Raw genomic sequence first — 15,028 nt, 5'->3', positions numbered from 1 at the left:
TAAGTACTTCGCTAACGTACCGACCAATTGTTAATCTGTTGTTCGCTCCGATGCGTACAAGATGATGTAACAATTATCGGTACTTAGTTTGGTGTTAAGATAAAGGTTTTAGAGAACTAATTGAGAAGAACATAGAAACGAGGAAAGAAATGGCAACAAAGGCAGAAGTACTGGATTTTATCCGGGTTTATGCGGATAAAATGGCAGAACATCGACAAGAATTGACCGATTTTGATCAGGCAATCGGTGATGGCGATCATGGGATTAACATGAGTCGGGGATTTAAAGCGGTGATGGAAAAATTACCGACTGTTTACGAAAAAAATATTGACGATATCTTAAAAACTGTGGGGATGACCCTGGTCTCCACCGTTGGCGGAGCTTCCGGACCACTTTACGGCACCGCTTTTATGAAAGCCGGGGCGGCTGTCAAAGGTAAAGAAGAATTGTCCGATGAGGATATTATTCTGGCACTGGATGAAGCTGTCGGTGGCATCCAGTTTAGAGGAAAAGCAGTCGAAGGTGAAAAAACCATCCTCGATAGTATGATTCCCGCTATCAATGCCATTAAAGCCAGTATTGCTGACGGCAAAACGATGACCGAGGCTCTGGTTGCCGCTGAAGCCGCGGCTTGGGACGGAGTTGAATACACGAAAACAATCATTGCCACCAAAGGACGGGCCAGCTATCTGGGAGAACGGAGTATTGGGCATCAGGATCCTGGGGCAACATCAATGGCATATGCCTTTCAAGCCATTAAAGAAGTGGCAGAAAAGGTGGGTGTTTAACTTATGGTCGGAATTGTAGTTGTTTCTCATAGTCAGAAAGTCGCCGAAGGAGCAGTAGAACTGGCCAGACAAATGGCGCCAGAAGCTAAAATAGCTGCTGCTGGGGGAATGGAAGATGGTAGCATTGGTACCGACGTTTCTAAAATATTGGCTGGCATCGAAGCTGTTCAGGAAGGTGATGGTGTGGTAATTCTGGTTGATCTCGGCAGTGCCGTGATGAGTTCGGAAATGGCCATAGAAATGCTGGAAGATAGCAGTCAGGTAAAGATTATTGATGCACCGATTGTCGAAGGTACAATCTTTAGTTCTGTGGAGGCTTCTATCGGCTCATCATTTGATGAAGTCATCGAAGTGTTGGCAGGAGCAAAATCTTATAAAAAGTTCTGAAACCAATTGGTTTCATAGAAAAAACCCGGGAGACCGGGTTTTTTTACTATAAGTACAAATAACGAAAAGAAAAAAATGTAATGAAATTAAGAATAACTTGTGATATAATATCTAAAATGTAGCGAACGGTTTAAATAGTTTTCTTCACTATTTAATTGTCGGAAGTCATATTCCTTTGAAAGGAGAAAAACGATGGATCCAATCACTTTAAATGCAGTTGAACTTCAAGGTTCAGCGCCCACACTTTCAAAAAAAATTGAAGCGGTTACTGTTAAGCCTACAGCAGATAGCATTAACGGTCAGAACGCTGCTGCTGAAGCCAATTCTTATTATAAATACGATACCATGGAGCTCAGCCGGGAATATGTGGGGTCTCGGATGAAGAGTGAAAATTCGACCATCAACAGCGATACCGACCAACGTAATTCTATCGTTGATCAAAAACCGTCACGGATACCCAACGAGAACGAAGAAGAGAACTCTGAAAAAAAGGAAGCCAAGAGCCAAACCGCTGATATAGACGAAAAAGAAGAAGAAAAGGTTAACGGGAATCAGCTGGGTGGATACACCAACTCTCAATTAAAGGGTCTGGTTTTATCGGGAAAGATTACTGTGGCTGCTTATAATACTGAAGTGAAAAGGAGACAAAACGACAATGATGCCGCTGAGCCCCAGAACAAAAAACCGGTGATGGGCCAGTCCGGGAAAAAAGCCACAAACAGTATATTCTAATGCTTTGGTTGACAAGCATAAACCTGAAAAGAAGCGAAAGCCCGGATCTCTATCATCCAGCGGACTGCTTCTTTTTTAATTACAGCTAAATTGACTTGAAAAAGTTAAATGTGTAACAGACTACGATCTAAGCGAAAATATAGGGAATTTATTTACCTTACTTAGACCAATTAGATTATAAAAAGAATGTATCCATAGTAAAAGAGCGAGAGGATGATTGTTAACAATCATCTTCCCGCTCTTTTTAGATTATGCTTTGGTGTGAACGCCAATTTTCTTATCCATGACGGAAATATGTTTGGTCAGCCAGTCAACAACCATCTGATTAGCATTGATGATCACCGAGATATTACCGCCCGATGTATCATATGCGCTTTTTAGTTTGGCTAGTTCTGCTATGAAGTTTTTGTGAGCAGTCTGCTGATCAGCCAGTCCCGGGTAATTGATGCTTTTCATGTAGGCTTCCTCATCACTGAAATGTTGTTTGGTATAAGTATCCAAGAAATTCAGTAGCTCACCGACTACTTCTTTGGATTTACCGTTTTTACCGGCTTCAAAAAGTTCATCGGCCATTTTAAATAATTGTTGATGCTGCCCATCAATACTGGCGACACCGACAGATAAATCCTGAGTCCATACAATAGCCATATTAAATCCTCCTGGGTGTAAAAATTAAATGCAATAAAAATTTACCTGTAAAAATTATAACCCTGTTGAACTAGAAAATCAAGAGTGCTTCTAAAGTAAATTGGTTTTAGTTAGATTATCACTACTATTAAGAAAACAAAGCTGACGATCTTAATATTTGTCATTATCCATTGTCCACTCATCCAGCTCAATTTGAGGTATTGATAGTGAAGCAGTAGATTGCGAAGTTTTCCTGATCCCTTCTGAGGAAAAATCGATTTTTTTAGTTTTAATGGTAAATGCACCAACCATTTGTTTGAGCATTTCGGCCTGCCCGGAGAGTTCCTCGCTGGCGGCTGCGCTCTCTTCAGCGGTGGCTGAGTTGGTTTGAACCACCTGAGAAACCTGTTCAATCCCCTGTGTAATCTGAGCGATTTCCGTGGCCTGATCGTTGGATGCCTGGGTTATGTTCCCTACCAGGGCAGTGACCTTTTCAATATCAGAAAGGATTTGGGACAGGCTTTCAGCTGTTTCATCGGCAATTTTTGAACCGATTGAAACCTTGTCGATGGAGCCTTCAATCAACCCGGTGGTTTCTTTGGCGGCTTCGGCCGAGCGGGCGGCCAAGGTGCGGACTTCTTCGGCGACTACCGCAAAGCCTTTACCGTGTTGTCCGGCTCGAGCGGCTTCTACCGCCGCATTCAGAGCCAGAATATTGGTCTGGAAGGCAATGTCATCAATCACCTTGATGATTTTTGAAATATTTTGGGATGAGTCATTGATATCTACCATGGCAGTGACCATGCTGTTCATTCGGACATTCCCGATTTCGGCGTTGTTACGAACTTCAATGGAGCGTTGGTTGGCTTCATTGGCCCTGATTGCATTTTGCTTGGTTTCCTGGGTCACCTCCTCAATCGAAGCGGTGAGTTCCTCAATGGCACTGGCTTGTTCCGTAGCACCATGTGCCAGGGCCTGACCACCGTCAGAAATCTGACGCGCGCCGCTTTCAACCTGTCCGGCAGCATTGTTAATGTCAAACATGGTTGTGCTGAGGCTGGCGGTTATACGATTGAGAGCGGCTTTAATATTCTGGAAATCGCCCAGATATGTGGTGGTAATTTCCTGATTCAAGTTCCCTTGGCCAATTTCTTCCAGAGTGTGGGTGATTTCTTCAACATATTCTTTCAGGAAGGCAATGGTCTGATTCATATCTTCTTTAATTTGGCCATGCTGGCCCTTAAAGTCGCCTGTCATGGCGGTGTGGAGATTGCCCTGGGACAGTTCCCGGAGCGTCGCCGAGGCAGCATTAATGGGTTCAATAACCACATCCAGGGTCTGATTGAAACCTTCAACCACCTTGGCGTATTCGCCCTGGAATTTAGACACATTGCCGCGGTTGGTCAGATCGCCAGAAACGGCGATCCGGGTCATCGTCTGGGTTTCTGCTACCAGCAGGGCAATGCTTTCGATCATCGAAATAAAACTGGGCACCAGAGTATCGTTGTCGCTACGCTGTCCAATAGCTCTAAGATTGTCCAGATCACAGAGGTTTCCGGCGGCAATGTTGTTGGCAATTTCGACAATGTGAACCATCTGGGTGTGAACTCCGTTAATCGATTCGCCAATTTCCTGGTAAATACCCTGATAACTGCCTTCAATTTTCTGGGACAGATCATTGGCACAAAGCATTGCCAGCACCTGATTTCCTTCTGTTAATGCACCCAACCCGTCGATACAGGCATTGATGTTAGTTTTGAGCGCATTAAAATCACCCTTGTATTCGGTCGTGATGGCGGGTGGAATAACCCCGTTACCAATTCGCTCAATGGCCTTGCTGGCTACCTTAAGTGGTTTAACAAAGGTGTTAATCATGTTGTTGAGGCTAATAATCATATCCTTGAAAGCACCAGTGTACTCGGTGGTATTACCCCGGTAATTAAGTTGTCCATCCTGGGCAGCCGTGCCTATTTTTTTGATTCCCGCGTTGACCTTATTCATTTCTGCTACCATGTCGATCAGGGCGTAGGCCAGCACATCCTGATCGGATTGGGGGATGATTTCTACGGAGAAGTCACCTCTTGATAAACATTGGGCAGCCTTGGCCTGGTCTTTGCGGTTGGCAATGATGGTGGCGAAAGAATTCATCAGTGCGCCAATTTCGTCTTCGCTGGTAGCAGCGATTTCGAGATCTACATCGCCCAGAGCCATCTGATTGGCGAGAGAGGTTAAATCAACAATCGGTTTAGTAATTTTTTTAGCCAGATACCAGGCCGCCGTGGCACCGAGAATTAACACTAGCAGAGAAATTAACATTGTGATATTGCGTAAATGAACCATCGGTGCCAGCACATCACTTTCATATTGAGCAATGATCAGGTTCCAGTTGGTGCCCGAGATCGGCGCCGTGGCGCCGATTTTAGTATCACCATTTAAGACGTATGTGAGCATTCCGGTTTGTCCGGCACCAAGTTCTTTAAAAGCCAGCCCGAAATTTTTCCAAACACCCTCATTGTCAATTTCATTAAAGACATTGGTCTGGTTTAAAATAACCTCATCATTGGGATGGGCCATGAAGCCGCCCTCATTGTTGACGACAAAGCCGTATTGACGGTCACCATCACCCATGGCGTTGGTGGTTACTTTTAAGAAGGTCGGGGAACGGCGGCCAACCAATAGCCCAATGACCTGTCCGTTTTTTTTGATGGGGGCAACCTCAAAGACACAGGGGGCTTTGGTCACCTTACTGATGGCAACATCTGAGATGGCATTTTCTCCCGTGAATCCATTTTCATACCAGAATTCGCCCCAGGAGTCAAATTCACCGCCACTGATGAGGTATTTGGCATGACCGTCCATATTCATTACGGCCAGGTCCTCATACCCTAATGTCTCGATATCACTATCGATGGCTGCCACCTGGGTGGCATAATCCATTGAAGCAATACCATTGCGTTTACTGACTTCTGTGAGGGTTTCCAGATTTCCGGCGATGATAGCAGCCACGTGTGCGGCACCTTCATTGGTATATTTTTGGGCATCGCTATTGGCCTGTTCCAGAAGGGCTTTTGAGCCCATATTATATGAAACCACGCCAAGGGCGATGACCGCGATGGCCAGAATTGCCAGGGTGAATCCCAACAGTTTGGTGGACAGGTGTTTTTTAATGATTTGCCTGTCTTTACCTACGGCAATAGTCGCGTTTAAAATCGGTTGAGTGTCAATGGGGGACTGTTTTTTTTCTTTCATGGTGAACCTCTTTCTGTTTTTTTAAACCATTTCTTTGAGATTTTCAACACTATGTTCAATCAATTTTGATTGTCACACAACATAGGTTGAATCCTTTTATTGTGCTTGCTATTGGTTTTGCGTAGGTATAAAAATACTAAGCAATGTGTCAGCAACATTACCTATTATATCGATTCACCTAACAATTTACCAGTGATAGTGTTAAGAAAATCACAAAAATAAATAAAAATGAATTACTAACTTTCAAAAAGTCAAATAAACTAATGTGAATCTTGAGTGATAATATTATCGATCGGTAACATCACAAAATATTACACTTGTAAGAAAACAATAAAAAGATTATGATCATTTAAGATTAAATGAGTATTCAAAGACATAATTGAATATAAGTCTTTAAGAGAAAATAATAATAACAAGCAATATAAAATAATAGGGGAGGTATTATGTCAGTATTTATTCAGAAAATAGCAGAATATATTAGTGTAAGCGGTGAAACCATTCAGTCATTGGCGAAAATGGGAAACATCAACCGTACCACCTTGCAGCGGATTAAATCTGGGGAACGTTTGCCTACGCGGGCTTTTTTTAAGAAATTGACCCGGGTCCTGCGGCTTTCATCGGTTGAAGAAGCGGAACTGGAATCACTGCTGGAAATCGCTAAGGTGGGGGAAGGGACCTATGCCAATCGTCAAAAAATTATTGAACTCATCGAAACTATTTCTGAGTTGACCGAATATAAGATTCCCTTTTCGAAGGAGCTCAGTCCCAAAAGGTTTGCTGCAAATTCAGAGAATCTGGTTAAATCGATGCAGATCGTTTCCGGAGAAAAACAAGTACTGAGCCTGATTGAACAAAGTATTGATCGGGAACTGTCTGAGGAAACCGAGTCAATGATAAAACTGGTTATCCCCTATGGCTTCCAGGCGGTATACGATTATTTATTTCAGCAGATGTTGGGGAATAATAAGCAATTACGGCTTCAGGATGTACTGAGCCTGCATCGTGAAGCCGACGATATCGAGGCTGATCCGATTTTAGGAGCGTTGAAGCATTTGATTGCATTGACACTGCTGGATAATGTCAATTATCAATCGCATTGTTATGTTCATCAATTAAAGAAAGAGAACAATGGTCAGGAGATTAGTGCTCTGTTCCCGCACTTTATTTTAACTTCAAGAGCGGTTATCACCATTTCCCGGAATTTGACCCAGGCCGTGCGATACCAGGACCCTGGCTTTCATAAGCTCTATTTAAACTGTTTTGAGCAAATGCTTGAGGATACGCAGCCTTTTATTCTGGAGAGTAATGATCTCTTTCAGGTCTTTGATTTGGATCGGAGTTTTAAGGTAGAGGTAGTTGTTGAGCCACTGCCTTGTTTTGCTTATTACGCTGATAGACAAATGCTTAAGATTAAACTCAATAAAGAATTTCCATATTATGAAGATTTACTTGAGGCGGTAGATCGTTATTATAATTATTTCAGGCAAGTAAGCCGGGGAATGCTCAATATTTTTTCACTGAAAAATTTACGGCGGTTTATGGAAGATGGAAGTCTTGTTTTTCCTGAGGAGATCTATCATCCCTTAACACCGATTGAACGACTCACTACATTAAAACAGGTTCGCGATGATCTCTTTAACAATCGACGGCTTCTTTTTGCCATCGATGACGATAAACTGTTTCTAAATTCAGCACCGGAATTTATCTATGAAAGCGCCAGCTGTCAGCGTTTGATTTTGCATTATAAAATTGATGGCCGGGTTGTCTATAAGACGATTGAGCTTCGGCAACCTTGCATCGTTACAGCATTTAAAGATTTTTTTACCAATTTACCAGACAGTGACTACGTTCTTCCTACTGAAAAAGCCCTTGCTGAAATGGATAAACTGATTCGGAACTACGAATTGAAGGCGATCTGTGATTAAACTCGGCATTTCTAATTTAATAGAAAGACTTGTGGTGCCACCGCGAATGGGTTTATAATATAACTATCAATAAGTACAAAGTGAGGTAGGTATGGGTGGCATTGTTTTTCTTGTTCTGGTGGTCATCGTCGGTGTCGGCTTCTGGCTCTATCTAACATCCCAAAACAATAGCCAGGCGAATGGCCAGCAGCCTCAGATAAGAATCCCCTGTAAAGATGGTTACATTATCGGTTATTATCAGGGGAATCGCTTTACCGGCCAGCGTTTTATCAACAATCGGCTGGCCTCCGTTGGTTTTTTTGTAAATACCATCCAGGTGGGATCAGGCAAGGAATATTACGAAAACGGTATTCTGAAATATGAAGGCAATTTTGTCAACGGTCTGGCCTCCGGTCAGGGTAAACTGTATGAAGAAAACGGCAAACTCAAGTATATCGGAAATTTTGCCAATGGTTATGCCTCCGGTCAGGGGCGCATTTTTGACGCCAATGGTAAACTCAAATGCGAAGGCAACTTTGCCCGGCTCCCTAGCAATCAAGTTAATAGTAAAGATCCCTCGGTGCCTAACGGACATTGCAAAGAGTATTACGATAATGGACAGCTCAAATATGAGGGGGAGTTTGTCAATGGGGTCTGGCATGGGGAAGGGCGTTCTTATGATCGTAATGGCCGATTGATTTTTAAAGGCAAATTTGCTTACGGAAAGCCTGGAAAATAAACCCGGTAATCAAGGCACTATCAGTGCTCGATTTTAATCGATGGATTCAGTTATTTCAATTAGTACGATTCGATTTGCTTGTTAATCCGCACCGCTTGTGTTATGATAAACTAAATACTACTCACTAAAATATGCCTATTTTAGCTGTGAAGCGGAACCTCCGCTTTAAAAGGGGGAGAATATGTTTATTGCCAGACAACCGATTTTTAATGCTCAACTTGAAGTATTCGGATATGAGCTTTTATTTCGGCTTAACAGCCAATCCACTCAATTTGGTGGGGTATCTTCTCAAGGTGCAACCGCCATGGTCATCACCGGTTTATTTGAATCAGGCCTTGAAAATCTCATTGAAGACAAAATCGCTTTTATCAATTTTGATGAGATCTTCATTCATTCAGAGGCTGTCGAACTGATCAAGCCGGATCGGATGATTGTAGAAATGCTGGAAAATATCGAAGTCAGTGTAAATCTGATTGAGCGTTTGGTAGACATTAAAAACATGGGTTATAGCATCGCCCTTGATGATTTTGCCCAAACTTATCAAAGCTACCCCCTGACCCCTTTGGCGGATATTATTAAGTACGATATTATGGTAACACCTCTGGATACCATTGCCAATGATGTTCCAGCTGGCCTGGCCCAGGGAAAAACATTATTAGCCGAAAAAGTGGAAACCCAGGATGAATTCATTAAAGCCAAAGAGATGGGTTTTTCCTTGTTTCAAGGCTATTTCTTCAGTAAACCCCGGATAGCTGGGCGCTCCTTCCAGGCTACCCCATCGCAGATTCAATACCTTCAACTGATGACCGAAATCAATGCCGATGAACCCTCTTTTGATCGGTTGGCGGATCTTATTGAACAGGATGTAACCCTGACCTATCGATTGCTCAGGTTAGCCAGTTTCCGGGCTGGTAGTGAATCAATTTGTAGCATTAAATTTGCCTTGAGTTATATCGGTCTAAGAGAATTCGAACGTTGGATCAGTATCTTAATGATCCATGAAGTAAGTAAGGATAAACCTACTGAACTCATCAAACTATCGCTGATTCGCACACGTTTTGCTGAGTCTCTGGCTAAAAGAGCTGGGATGATTGAGCAGGAGCATGATGCGGCTTTGATGGGGCTGTTCAGTGTATTGGACGCCATTTTGGATCAGCCCATGGATATGGTTCTGGCAGAGATCACACTCCCAGAGTCCATTTTTGATGCACTGGTAAAGAAACAGGGGATCCTTTTTCCAATTCATCAATTAATACTGGCCTATGAAAAAGGTGATTGGTCTCTGGTTGAAACCATAGCTCGGGCTCTAAAAATCGAAGATTACTTTATTTACCACGACTACCGGGAGTCGATCAAATGGGCAAATAACGTCATTGGTAATATCGCTTAGCATCGGCTAAAAATAGGTAATATCAAATTTGGATAGTTCATCAGTTAAACTGAGGAGACTATCTTTTTTTATGTAATCAGAAGCCCTGATCGAGCAAGAAAAAAATATGTTGGCACACGAAATGCCACATCTTGTTTTTAGTGGAGACTTAGGAAGTAAGAACTTTAGTAAAGTTTTAAAATCAAACCGAACGGGAGCTGAGCATGACGCAATTTAGCAAAAAAATAACGGAACTGATTGAAGCGAGTGGAGAAACAATTCAATTCCTGGCAGAAATGGGAAAAATAAACCGTACCACTCTCCAACAGATTAAAACCGGGGAGCGGCTACCCACTAAAAAAGTTTTTGACAATCTTTCAAAGGTATTACGCCTTTCAAGTGCTGAGGTTGAAGAACTACAAGCCTTGCTGGAAATTATTCAGGTGGGGGAACGGACTTATTATAACCGTCAAAACATAGTCGAACTAATCGCAATTATTTATGAGTTAACCACCTACCAGATTTCCTTTTCAAAAGAAATAAAAATTAGGTGTGAAGCTGCCACTGATGAAAGGGAAAAAATTCAAATTATATCAGGAACCGGACCGGTTCTGGCATTGATTGAAAGCAGTGTCGATCAGGAACTGTTTTGCAGGGAATGTCCGCATTTAAAACTGGCCATTCCCAGCCATTTTGAAGCGGTTTACCAGCATATATTTCAGCAGATGATGGGAAGCCAGAAACATTTGACCTTGCAGGATGTGCAGAGTTTTCCGGAAACCGGTGAAGAAACTGCTGCAGATCCAGGACTTGGTGCCCTTAAAACGTTGATCGGGCTGACCCTGTTAGACAATGTCACGTATCGTTCGAATTACTATCATCATTCTGTCGGGGATACCCAGGAAATCAATGTTCTCTTTCCTTATTTTATCCTGACCTCAGTAGATGTGATTACCGTTTCACGGGATTTCAGTCGGGCTATTCGATATCGTGATCCGGAGCTTTTCAAACTTTATCAGACCGGCTTTGTGACAATCCTTCAGCAAACTGAGCCTTTTATTGAAGAAAGCCGGGACTTATTTGCTATTTACTCACTGGACAGCTCTTATCGGATTCGTCAGGTGGTAGAGCCCTTGCCCTGTTTTGCTTATTATGCCACCCATGAGTTGGTAGCAGATAAGGTTCGAAAGGATTTTCCTTTTTATGAACAGCTAGTGACAGCCACGAATCGTTTTTATGACTATTTTAAACAGGAAAACCGAGCTATGATCAACATATTCTCGCTAAAAAATCTGGCAGCATTTATGGAGAATGGCAACATGTACTTTCCCGAGGAGGTTTGTGAACCTTTTACTCCGGCAGAACGATTAATGTTGATAAAACGGGTCCGCGATGATATTCACGTAGATGCTCGGAAAACATATGCATTTAATGAAGATAAGATTGCTTTTAATTCGGCGGTTGAGTTTGTCAATCAAGCTACTTTAGTGCATCTTATCCTTCACTATGAAAAAGCTGGTCAGCAGGTGTTTAAAACCATTAAATTGAAGGAAGAGAATATTGTTGCGGCTTTTGATGATTTTTTCAGAAGCCTGCCTGACAGCCCCTATGTATTGCCTAAAGAAACGACGGTGGCCGCCATGGATCAGCTGATTCACAAATATGAAGATCGACTCTAAATTGGCACCAAAAGCACACACGTTAAGCATGTGCTTTTGGCGTTTATAGCTAGGCAATAGCCCGCATAATGATAAAGGCCGTATATCCAACATAACCCAGCATCATCACGACGCCTTCAAAACGGCTGATTTTCTTTGAGGTGTACATCATCGGCACCACAATCAGCATCGCCGCCAGCAAGATCCAGAGATCGGTGTAGTAGGCAACATCAATATCGATGGGATAAATTACCCCGGAAATGCCCATGACAAAAAGCACATTAAAAATGCCGGAACCGACAATATTGCCCACAGCAATATCATTTTCACCTTTTTTGGCAGCCACTACTGAGGTGATCAGTTCCGGTAGTGAGGTGCCAATAGCCACAACGGTTAAACCAATTAGGGTTTCTGATAAACCCAGGATAGCGGCAATTTCGCTAGCGGCTCCCACCACCAGTTCCGCTCCAAAAACAATGGCAACCAGCCCCCCAATGGTGAATATTACACTTTTAGGAACTGGAAGTACAATAATTTCTTCTTCGGATTCTTCCTTGCCCAAAACAGAAATTTCTACCATCGAATAAAGATAAATTGCAAAAAATAACAGTAATATCCATCCTTCAGAATGGGAAATCACACTGATCGGGGCGCCATTGATCAAGCCATCCATTACCATCAGCATTAATGCGATGGTGGTTAGGATTGCAAAGGGCATCTCTTTGAAGATTGTTTTTGACTTGATGCTAATGGGGTTGATAAAAGCTGAGATTCCCAGAATAAAAAGGATGTTAACAATATTGGAACCCACAACGTTCCCGAAGACGATTCCATTGGTCTGATTAAGAGAACCAGAAACACTGACAGCGAGTTCCGGTGAACTCGTACCAAAGGCCACCAAAGTCAAACCGATAACCATACTGGGGATATTAAACCGCTTAGCAATGGAGGATGAACCTTCCACAAAATAATCGGCGCCTTTAACTAATAGTATCAGTCCGATAATTAAAAATAATATACTCACAATAAATCCTCCTTTTGTAGTACAAGATGCAGAATCAGGATAAAAGTTGTTTCAACCATAAAGTGTAAAATTGCATTTGCGCCCTTATAACAATACCAGCAGATTTACTACTGGTCAATTTTATTTTGCAGAAAGTTGTAAAAAAATTACCCGAAACCGTTTAAAATGCAAAATACGGGCTATACAATGTAAAAGAGTGTCATGGTTCTGTAAAATTGATTGAAACAGAAAATAATGGCGCGAACCTCAAACGTTCAGTTTGCACCAAAACAGAAAAAGGAGTGTAGTGATGCAGATACAACCCTATATTAGTTTTAATGGAAATTGTCAGGAGGCTGTGGAATTCTATGCGGATGTTTTTGGCACTGATAATCCGGAAATCATCGTATTTGGTGAAATGCTTAACAAACAGGAAGCGGCAGATCTGGATCAATCTGAAAAAGTGGTGATCCGGGCTGATTTGGAGACGGATGAAACACGTGTATTACTTTCGGATATCCCCCCCAAACCTCAAGATGTTCAAGGCGATAAGATGACCCTGGTTATCTTTAGTGATGATCTGGATGAGATCAAAATTCTTTACTATAAATTAAAAGTTGGGGGTACGGTGGAGATGGAACTCCAGGAAACCTTCTGGAGCAAGGTATACGGATCCCTGGTCGATAAATTTGGAGTGGGTTGGCAATTAAATTATGATGACGGAAGAATGAGTCAGGTGGTATAATAGTAGCAATCTTAGACTAACATGTTTACCATTTGCTGAAGATAGGAATTTTCTGTCATACAAATAACACAGGGTAGAGTCTATCCTGTGTTATTTGTATGACAGCCCCTGGCTATTTCCGAAATTGCGGGTTTTTATCCAAAGCTTTAAAAAGTCAGCGGCATGGTTCTTAAAGACTGCAGTCATAAGATACATAACACAAGGGGGAACCATGGAAATAAAAAAGATATTACCACTGCGTCTGTCGAGCCTTAATCAAGCGAATGCCTTTGTTTCGGAAATGCTTCAAAAATACAAATGTCCTAAAACTGACAATATGAAAGCCCAGCTCTTTGTAGAAGAAGCCATTGTTTATTGGGCGGAGAAGGCTCAGGACAATGCCCGTTTTGAATTGTCAATTCAGAAACGATTCAGAACCATCACCCTGGCACTAAACTACTGGGGAGATCCGGAAAACCCGCTGACCTTACCAGAAACATCAGTAGATGAGGAAGCTGAATACAACCGTATCGGACAAAATATTTTAATCGGCCTGTCAGCAGTGACCTACTCGTATGAAAAAGGCTGCAATAACGTCTCCTATACACTTAAGCAAAAACCGCTAAACCCGGCGTTAACCACCGCGATTGCCCTGGTTAGTGCTATTTTTACGGGGCTTATTCTTCAAGCGGTAACACCGGATCTGGGCAAACAGATCGGTAGCGACATTCTGACTCCAATCAGCAGTACCTTTTTTGGTTTTCTTAACGCCATTGTCATTCCGGTGTTGTTCTTCTCAGCTATCGGTAGCATCTTTAATATGGATAATCTGGCCCAAATGAAACGCATTTTCCGGCTATTGCTAACCTGGTCGATGGCAGTTATTCTACTGGCTTCAGCAGTTTCTCTGGTTATGGCTCAGATATTTTTGCTGGGCGGGACAGGGTCCACTGCTCAGGGTGGTCAGAATGAGCTGTGGAATCAGATTGGGACGATGGTCTTTGGAATTATTCCCGCCAATATCATTTCGCCCTTTCTCGACGGTAATACTCTGCAGATTATCTTTCTGGCCATTATTAGCGGTATTGTCATGCTGACCTTAAAAGGACGGTTTCCCTCCATCACCCGGATTATTACTGAAGCCAATCTGATTTTCTCAACCATTTTGGATGCAGTCTGCGCACTGATGCCCGGAGTGGTCTTTATCAGCATCCTGAACATGATGATCTCTGGAGAAGGCGCTGCTTTGCTGGGGGCTTTTCGGCTGATTGCTCTGATTCTCGGTACCTACCTGTTTATCGATTTGGCCATGCTATTGAGCCTGGCTTTTTATGAAAAAACCAGTCCTCTGGCTTATTTGAAATCGACTGCGCCATTTTTGCTGATTGCCTTATCGACCGCAAGTTCTAGTGCCACATTTGTAAGCCATACCTCTACAGCGCTGAATAAACAAAAAATCCGGGATTACGTGGTGCATTTTTCCATTCCGGTGGGAGTCCTGTTTAATAAGCAGGATGCCATTCCAATGCTGTTGCTTACTTCTTTATTTGTAGGGAATATTTATGGCATCGCTTTTTCATTACCAGATATGATTCCGGTGGTGATTTTGTGCATGATTCTTTCAGTAGCAGTTCCGCCATCTCCGGGTATGGGCGCCTTTCTCTTTACGATTGTGTTCAATCTACTGGGGATTCCACTGGAAGGATTGGCCCTGGCCGTGACCATTGCCATCTTTATGGACTACCCGGCCACTACTGGTAACGTCATGACCACCAATATCGGGATGGTTCACACCGAACATCGGCTGCGAGCCAGTGAGACAAAAAAACCATGAGTATCCGATAAAGG

12 protein-coding genes are annotated in these 15,028 nt (G+C 42.7%); 9 read left to right on the top strand and 3 right to left on the bottom strand.

Annotation, left to right across the window (positions count from 1 at the left end):
- Positions 1-149 precede the first annotated feature (149 nt).
- The 3 genes from dhaL (at position 150) to ACIZ62_RS09790 (ending at position 1,907) form a co-directional block, all read left to right on the top strand.
- On the top strand, positions 150-788 hold the full coding sequence (gene dhaL / locus ACIZ62_RS09800; protein WP_111886839.1) for a dihydroxyacetone kinase subunit DhaL: 639 nt from the start codon (positions 150-152) through the stop codon (positions 786-788).
- A gap of 3 nt (positions 789-791) precedes the next feature.
- A complete protein-coding gene (gene dhaM / locus ACIZ62_RS09795; protein WP_414150051.1) occupies positions 792-1,175 on the top strand; it encodes a dihydroxyacetone kinase phosphoryl donor subunit DhaM in 384 nt (127 codons plus the stop codon).
- Between the two features lie 192 nt (positions 1,176-1,367).
- Entirely contained in the window at positions 1,368-1,907 is a 540-nt protein-coding gene (locus ACIZ62_RS09790; protein WP_111886841.1) for a hypothetical protein, read from the top strand.
- A 249-nt stretch (positions 1,908-2,156) separates the two neighbouring features.
- On the opposite strand, the gene ACIZ62_RS09785 is transcribed toward ACIZ62_RS09790, so the two are convergent.
- Positions 2,157-2,555: a bacteriohemerythrin gene (locus ACIZ62_RS09785; protein ID WP_414150050.1), complete on the bottom strand. Its 399-nt coding sequence runs from the start codon at positions 2,553-2,555 to the stop codon at positions 2,157-2,159.
- Positions 2,556-2,705: 150 nt separating this feature from the next.
- On the bottom strand, positions 2,706-5,783 hold the full coding sequence (locus tag ACIZ62_RS09780; RefSeq protein ID WP_414150049.1) for a methyl-accepting chemotaxis protein: 3,078 nt from the start codon (positions 5,781-5,783) through the stop codon (positions 2,706-2,708).
- A 443-nt stretch (positions 5,784-6,226) separates the two neighbouring features.
- On the opposite strand from ACIZ62_RS09780, the gene ACIZ62_RS09775 reads away from it, so the two are divergent.
- The 4 genes from ACIZ62_RS09775 (at position 6,227) to ACIZ62_RS09760 (ending at position 11,474) form a co-directional block, all read left to right on the top strand.
- Positions 6,227-7,708 carry a hypothetical protein gene (locus ACIZ62_RS09775; protein WP_414150048.1) on the top strand — a complete coding sequence of 494 codons (1,482 nt, stop codon included), beginning with the start codon at positions 6,227-6,229 and terminating at the stop codon, positions 7,706-7,708.
- Between the two features lie 91 nt (positions 7,709-7,799).
- Entirely contained in the window at positions 7,800-8,426 is a 627-nt protein-coding gene (locus ACIZ62_RS09770) for a toxin-antitoxin system YwqK family antitoxin (protein WP_414150047.1), read from the top strand.
- A 181-nt stretch (positions 8,427-8,607) separates the two neighbouring features.
- Positions 8,608-9,816, top strand: coding sequence for an EAL and HDOD domain-containing protein (locus tag ACIZ62_RS09765; protein WP_111886846.1), 1,209 nt, complete (start codon positions 8,608-8,610; stop codon positions 9,814-9,816).
- Between the two features lie 203 nt (positions 9,817-10,019).
- On the top strand, positions 10,020-11,474 hold the full coding sequence (locus tag ACIZ62_RS09760; RefSeq protein ID WP_111886847.1) for a helix-turn-helix domain-containing protein: 1,455 nt from the start codon (positions 10,020-10,022) through the stop codon (positions 11,472-11,474).
- A 49-nt stretch (positions 11,475-11,523) separates the two neighbouring features.
- Here ACIZ62_RS09760 and ACIZ62_RS09755 read toward each other — a convergent pair whose 3' ends face one another.
- Complete coding sequence (locus ACIZ62_RS09755; RefSeq protein WP_111886848.1) at positions 11,524-12,477, bottom strand: calcium/sodium antiporter; 954 nt, start codon at positions 12,475-12,477, stop codon at positions 11,524-11,526.
- Positions 12,478-12,766: 289 nt separating this feature from the next.
- On the opposite strand from ACIZ62_RS09755, the gene ACIZ62_RS09750 reads away from it, so the two are divergent.
- The gene (locus tag ACIZ62_RS09750; protein WP_111886849.1) at positions 12,767-13,201 is read left to right on the top strand and encodes a VOC family protein; all 435 of its coding nucleotides are present in this window, start codon (positions 12,767-12,769) and stop codon (positions 13,199-13,201) included.
- Between the two features lie 211 nt (positions 13,202-13,412).
- Positions 13,413-15,014, top strand: coding sequence for a dicarboxylate/amino acid:cation symporter (locus ACIZ62_RS09745; RefSeq protein ID WP_111886850.1), 1,602 nt, complete (start codon positions 13,413-13,415; stop codon positions 15,012-15,014).
- Positions 15,015-15,028 lie beyond the last annotated feature (14 nt).

Origin of the sequence: Acetobacterium carbinolicum, from assembly GCF_047456275.1 — a bacterium.
Taxonomy (GTDB): Bacteria; Bacillota; Clostridia; order Eubacteriales; family Eubacteriaceae; genus Acetobacterium; species Acetobacterium carbinolicum.
Note: the sequence above shows the minus strand (reverse complement) of the source record. Positions and strands in the feature narration are given on the sequence as shown.